Below are 6,675 nucleotides of genomic sequence, written 5' to 3'. Positions count from 1 at the left end.
TTGAGTTCTGTCATAAAACTGGTTTAAACTATGTTTCTTGTTCACCGTTTAGAGTGCCAATCGCAAGACTTTCTGCGGCGCAGGCAGCGATTAAAAACAAACAGTAAAATCAGTATAATTTATAGGTTTAGCCATATAATTATAGTATAAATTCAGTTGTTAATTAGAAACACTAAAATTTAGGGTATTATCTTTTATAGTAATTATGAGATAATACCCTTTATTTATTTGATCTGATTCTTAGTCATTAAAATTTAACAATCTTTTAGACTGAAAAAAGAGGATTTATGGGTATAAATGTTTAATACATACTAAAATAAGAAGAAATTATCCTAATTTATATTTAGAAGGTGGTGTGACAATGATCAAATTAAGAGAACAACATGAAGCGCTTGAACATGTTCAGCTAGATTCAAGAGCCCAGAAGGTTTCAGAATCCAAAGGTCGAAGAATGGAAGAAGAACATTGTCCGATTCGTACAGATTATCAAAGAGATAGAGATCGAATAACACATTCTAAGGCTTTTAGAAGATTAAAGCATAAGACACAGGTTTTTTTATCGCCAGAGGGCGATCATTATCGGACGCGTTTAACGCATACTCTAGAAGTATCACAGATTTCTAGGACCATTGCAGGCGCACTTAATTACAATATCGATTTAACTGAGGCAATTGCACTTGGTCATGATCTAGGCCATACACCATTTGGACACTGTGGTGAAGATCGATTAAATAAAATTCATCCCACAGGCTTTAAGCATAATGAACAGAGTTTAAGAGTTGTTGATTTTTTAGAAAGAAGAAACAACAGCACCTTTGGTCTCAATTTGACATTTGAAGTGAGAGATGGTATTTTAAATCACAATGGGCCGAATCTTCCTGTGACTTTGGAGGGGCAAATCGTCAAAATCTGCGACCGAATCGCATATTTAAATCACGATATTGATGACGCCATAAGAGCTGGGGTTCTTACAGAGTCTGAAATACCTAGGGAGTTTTTGCAATCACTGGGCAATACACACGGGAAGCGAATTAATACGCTAATATTGGACTTAATTGAGAATAGCTATAATAAGGATTTCATTTCCATGAGCCCTGAGAAAGAAGATGCTTTTAATCGTCTTAGGAAGTTCATGTTTGAACATGTATACTTGAATAAGGATGCTAAAAAAGAGGAAGAGCGTGCCGAGTACATCGTAGAATCACTCTATAATTATTATTTGGAAAATCCAGACAAGATGCCGGAAGAACGCGCAGAAGATTATCATAAAAGTGAAGGTCTAGAAGCGGTGAAGGACTATGTTGCCAGTATGTCTGATCGATATGCCGTCAATGTTTATAAAGAGATCTTTATTCCTAAGTTTTGGCTGTACTAGTAATTTAATTTGATGATAAGGGGCTAATTAGTCTGTCAAATGAGCTCTAATATAAGTGGGTCATTAAATTCTTTAGGATACAAAAATTTATATTAAAGTTTATTAATATTAAAAGGATTTATTGGTTTGATGTCGAATAATAAACAGTGTAAGAACCGATTGTAATTAGAAAGGGAAATGGATGAGCGGCAAATATGAAAACAATATCTTTGATGTGATATTGGAAAATATAAACATCATCGATGTCATCTCCAGCTATATAACTGTTGAGAGATCAGGTAAAAACCATAAAGCATTGTGTCCATTTCATCATGAAAAAACAGCATCCTTCATTATTTCTGAGGATAAACAGCTTTATCATTGTTTTGGCTGTGGTGCTGCGGGAAATGCAATAAATTTTGTTATGAATTATGAAAATCTAGATTATATAGACGCAGTAGAACAGCTTGCTGACAAGTATAATATTGATATTTCAAAATTTCAAAAAGGAAAAGATCAAAAAAGTGCTAGCTATTATACTCAGTTTTATGATATATTAAGAGATGCGGCAATTTACTATTATAAGAATTTGCGTGCAAGTGAAGATGCCATGATGTATCTTCAAAAGCGAAGCATTGATTTTGAGACGATCAAGCAATTTGGAATTGGATTTTCAAATGATGCATGGCAGGATATCATAAATCAATTATCTAAAAAGTATGATATGAAAAGCCTTGAAAAAGTCGGGCTTGTCATACCTGGAAAAGATGGAAAACGCTATTACGACCGCTTTAGAAACAGGATTATGTTTCCGATTATAAATCCCAAGGGGAAGGTGATTGGTTTTGGTGGTCGTGTTATGGACGATTCTTTACCAAAGTATTTAAATTCTCCAGAAACGGAGATTTTTAATAAAAGCCAAACCCTATATGGATTGAACCTTGCAAAAAACGCTTTGCAAGACAAAAAACAACTTATAATAGCTGAAGGTTACATGGATGTTATTGCACTTCATGTAAATGGTTTCACTAACGCGGTGGCAACACTTGGGACTGCACTCACAAAAGAACATGGTCGGTTGATGCGTCGATACGCAGATGAAGTCATCATCTGCTACGATTCTGATATAGCGGGTCAAAAGGCGAGTTTGCGAAGTCTGGATGTGCTACAAGGGGTTATTGAAAAAGTTAGAGTTGTTGTTTTAGGTGAAAACCTAGATCCAGATGAGTATTTAAAAAAGTATGGTGTGGAGCGATTTCAAGCCAAATTGGACAATGCAATGAGTGCGACTGAGTATAAACTCAACCATTTGAAACAGAACTTTAATCTCAATAATGAACAAGAGAAGATTGAATTTCTATCAAAGGCCGTTGTTATTATTGGTGAGTTAATCAATGAGTTTGAGAAAAATCTTCACATTGAACGTTTGAGTGATGAACTTAACGTCAACTATGATCTTGTAGCCAAAGAAGTCTACAAAGAGAATTACAATGACAGAAGTCATTATGGTTTCACAGGGGATCAAAAGAAAAAAGAAGCTGTGAAGCTGACGACAGATCGAAATAAATATCTTGAGAATCAACTGATTGCATTTTACATTCACAAGTTCACTTTGCTGGATGATGAGCAAAAAAAATTAATTCATCAGTTTAATTTTTCTGAAGGCACTCAAGATATTATTGATTATATTATGGTCTACTTTTCTAACCATGATGCATTTTCAAAGCAGGAAATTATTGAAAATGCAGATATCACCATCTCAACATCACTGATTGAAATATTAGACAGTTATATTGACGAAGTCGAGGAAATTGATATTGACTTGGTGCTCAATAATATACTCTTAAAAAACATCAAGGAAGAAATAAAAGTCGTTAATAAAAAATTGACAGAAAACTATCATCAAGATTTATTAAAAGAGCTTCAAAGGTTAATTGTTCTTCAGAACACTATTTCACAAAAAGTTGAGAAAAAGACTAACTATAAATTTAAAGAATAAGAAAATTAGTGAAAGGAGGCAATTCAATTGAACAGTAAATTGAATGCCAAACACCAAGACATCATCAAAGGTTTAATCAAAAAGGGTAAAAAGCAGGGGACGCTTACTTACAAGGAGATTCAAGATAAGTTATCAGAATTCGAACTCGATAAAGATCAAATCGAAGAGGTTTTTGAAGCTTTAAATGACATGAACATCAACGTTTCGACTGATGTTGATGACGAAGAAGATGAAGATAACGAGGATGAGGACATCGATCTTGATGACATTGATTTGGAAGACCTTGAGGAAATTGAAAATCTTGACGATTTAGATGATCTTGACGACCTTGAAGACTTAGATAAAATCAAAGACGATGACGAAGACGAGGAAGAAGACGAGATCACGATCGATTTATCACTTCCTAAAGGAATCAATATAGACGATCCTGTTAGAATGTATCTTAAGGAAATCGGCGAGGTTGCGCTTTTATCAAGTGACGAAGAGGTAGAGCTTGCAAAGCGTATGGAAAAAGGCGATGAAGATGCTAAGAAAAAGCTGTGTGAAGCGAACTTAAGACTTGTTGTTAGTATCGCTAAAAAATATGTAGGCAGGGGAATGCTCTTTCTCGACTTAATTCAAGAGGGTAACCTGGGTCTTATTAAAGCTGTAGAAAAGTTCGACTGGACTAAGGGCTTCAAGTTTTCAACTTATGCAACATGGTGGATCAGACAGGCGATTACGCGTGCGATTGCTGACCAGGCAAGAACCATCCGTATTCCTGTTCATATGGTTGAAACCATTAACAAGTTAATCAGAGTTCAGAGACAATTGCTTCAAGAACTCGGCAGAGAACCAATCCCAGAAGAAATCGCAAAAGAGATGGACATGCCAGTTGAAAAAGTAAGAGAAATCTTAAAAATCGCTCAAGAGCCTGTATCTTTAGAGACACCTATTGGTGAGGAAGAAGATTCGCACTTAGGTGACTTTATTCCAGATAATGATGCACCTGCACCTGCTGATGCTGCTGCGTTCTCCATGTTAAAGGAACAACTTATGGAAGTACTTGAAACCCTAACACCGAGAGAGCAAAAAGTACTTAAATTAAGATTTGGTCTTGAAGATGGTCGTGCAAGAACGCTTGAAGAAGTTGGTAAAGAGTTCGATGTTACACGTGAGAGAATTAGACAGATTGAAGCTAAAGCGTTAAGAAAATTAAAGCATCCAAGCAGAAGTAAAAAACTTAAGGATTATTTAGAGTAATAGTAAGGTCATATTAGTGATGTATAAAAGAATTCGCATTCGCGAGTTCTTTTTCTTTAGGTGTGCTGCTAATATTTTGATATAATTTAATATAGGAAATGATTCATATAAGATTGAATAATACAAAATAATTATTCGGTAATTGATTAGTTTAAAAAATGAATAACACTGGAAATGAATAACACAAGACATAAATAACGCAAGAACAATTACGATTAGAGATTGAGGAGATTTGAATGAAAAAGCATAAGCTTTCCAAAAGATTACATCAAATGGCAAAGTGGGTCGAAAAGGATTCGACCATTGCTGATATAGGAACAGATCACGGCTATTTACCCTATTATCTATTTGATCAAGATATTATCAGCAGGGCAATTTTATGCGATATAAATGCAGGACCACTGGAGAATGCTAAGTCAACTTTTATGGGTTCTGAATATATAAAAGATGCTGACTTTAGATTGGGTTCAGGTATAGAACCACTGAAGTCAAAGGAAGTAGATTATGTTGTTATTGCAGGGATGGGTGGTTCTTTAATTAAAGATATTCTCAATAAGGATTTAGAAAAATCTCACTCTTTTAAAGGCCTTTTTTTACAGCCTCAAACCGAGCAAGAAATATTAAGACAGTGGCTTTTGGAAAATTCTTTTGAAATCGTCTATGATTTCTATGCTTTTGAAGACCAAAAATTCTATGAAGCCATGTATGTAAGGTCACTTAATAGTGATTTAGAGATGCCACCTTTATTAACAGTTCAAAATGATTCAACAAAGTCTTTTAGCGTTAAAGATCACTCAAATGATTTTGAATTTGGCTATAGGGTGCATTCGGATTCTTTAAAGACATACGCAGACTATCTTAAGTTTAAAAGACGAAAATACGAAATAATACGTTCTAAAATAAAGGATATCAATAATCCTAGAGTGAAAGATTGTATAGAAAAAATGAAAACAATAGAGCTCTTGTTGTCTGCTTTATCAATGTAAATTAAGGAGGATATTATGGTGACTTCACTTGGCAAACTGCTAAAAATTTTGGACCAGATTGCACCTTTTGATTCCGCTGATGTGTGGGATAATTCAGGCTTACTCATCGGCAATCCCGATCGAGAAGTTGATCGCGTTTTATTGGCGCTCGATTTAACAGAAGAGGTCATGAATGAAGCCATTGATGAAGGCTTTGATCTAGTTGTGACACATCATCCCTTGATTTTTAATCCCCTTAAAAAAATAACCACTGAAACTCAGACTGGAAAATTGGTTATGAAGCTCATAGAAAATAAAATTGCACTTGTTGCGATGCATACAAATCTGGATAGATCATTTTCTCAAGGCATTAATCGCTTTGTAGGTGATGCCTTAGAACTTAACCAAATTAAGGTGTTAGAGGGTGAAGACCAAATCGGTTATGGTGTCGTTGGCAACCTTGCAAAGTCAAAGACGCTTCTTGAAATAGCACAAAATTTAAAAAGTTTATTCAATCAAGAAACATTAAAAGTTACAAATGGTGATTTAGATAAGGTCATTAGTCGTATTGCATTTTGTAGTGGTGCTTCGGCTGATTTTATTCAGCAGGCCTTATCAGAGCATGCGGATTTATACATTACATCAGATTTAAAGCATCATGAGAGTCAAATGGTTAACGGAACAAAAATGACCCTTATAGATGTTGGTCACTATGAAAGTGAAGCCGTTTATTTGGAACGTCTAAAATCATTAATGGATGATTTGATCATCGATAAAAATTACGATGTTTTTACCAAAGTTACAGAAACGGAAGTGCCACAGTTTAAATATATTTAAAGGGGTTAAGAAAATGAAGGAATTTAATGCAGATCGTAAAAAGAGGAACTTATATGCCGTTTTGAGTACACTAGTAGCACTTCTGCTGGTCCTAAACTTTGCAATGGGGATAGTCCATAATACCAAGAATTCAGCTAATATCGCTTCAATTGAACTTGATCATAATATTACATCAAAAATATTTGTACAATCCTCTCAGCAGGATGTTGGTATGAAAGTTTTTATGCTTATTTTTACCTTGGCAATTTACGGTATATTTTTAAATAATATATTGGTGG

General features: G+C 34.7%; 6 protein-coding genes. All 6 read left to right on the top strand.

Annotated features, from left to right (window positions below; all coding sequences use genetic code 11):
- The first annotated feature begins 364 nt into the window (after positions 1–364).
- The gene (locus AC220I_RS16030) at positions 365–1,375 is read left to right on the top strand and encodes a deoxyguanosinetriphosphate triphosphohydrolase (protein ID WP_486724869.1); all 1,011 of its coding nucleotides are present in this window, start codon (positions 365–367) and stop codon (positions 1,373–1,375) included.
- A gap of 181 nt (positions 1,376–1,556) precedes the next feature.
- A complete protein-coding gene (gene dnaG / locus AC220I_RS16025; RefSeq protein ID WP_486724868.1) occupies positions 1,557–3,353 on the top strand; it encodes a DNA primase in 1,797 nt (598 codons plus the stop codon).
- Positions 3,354–3,380: 27 nt separating this feature from the next.
- On the top strand, positions 3,381–4,595 hold the full coding sequence (rpoD, locus tag AC220I_RS16020) for an RNA polymerase sigma factor RpoD (protein WP_486724867.1): 1,215 nt from the start codon (positions 3,381–3,383) through the stop codon (positions 4,593–4,595).
- Positions 4,596–4,831: 236 nt separating this feature from the next.
- Entirely contained in the window at positions 4,832–5,581 is a 750-nt protein-coding gene (locus AC220I_RS16015) for a class I SAM-dependent methyltransferase (protein WP_486724866.1), read from the top strand.
- 15 nt (positions 5,582–5,596) lie between these two features.
- A complete protein-coding gene (locus AC220I_RS16010) occupies positions 5,597–6,397 on the top strand; it encodes a Nif3-like dinuclear metal center hexameric protein (protein WP_486724865.1) in 801 nt (266 codons plus the stop codon).
- A 13-nt stretch (positions 6,398–6,410) separates the two neighbouring features.
- The coding region (locus AC220I_RS16005) for a hypothetical protein (protein ID WP_486724864.1) at positions 6,411–6,675 on the top strand (265 nt) is incomplete at its 3' end.

The sequence above is a fragment of the Fusibacter sp. genome, assembly GCF_057447755.1.
Note: the sequence above shows the minus strand (reverse complement) of the source record. Positions and strands in the feature narration are given on the sequence as shown.

Bases quoted from the DNA above. Each gene is read 5' to 3' on its own strand.
- dnaG (WP_486724868.1), top strand. From the start codon at position 1,557: ATGAGCGGCAAATATGAAAACAATATCTTTGATGTGATATTGGAAAAT.
- AC220I_RS16015 (WP_486724866.1), top strand. From the start codon at position 4,832: ATGAAAAAGCATAAGCTTTCCAAAAGATTACATCAAATGGCAAAGTGG.
- AC220I_RS16010 (WP_486724865.1), top strand. From the start codon at position 5,597: ATGGTGACTTCACTTGGCAAACTGCTAAAAATTTTGGACCAGATTGCA.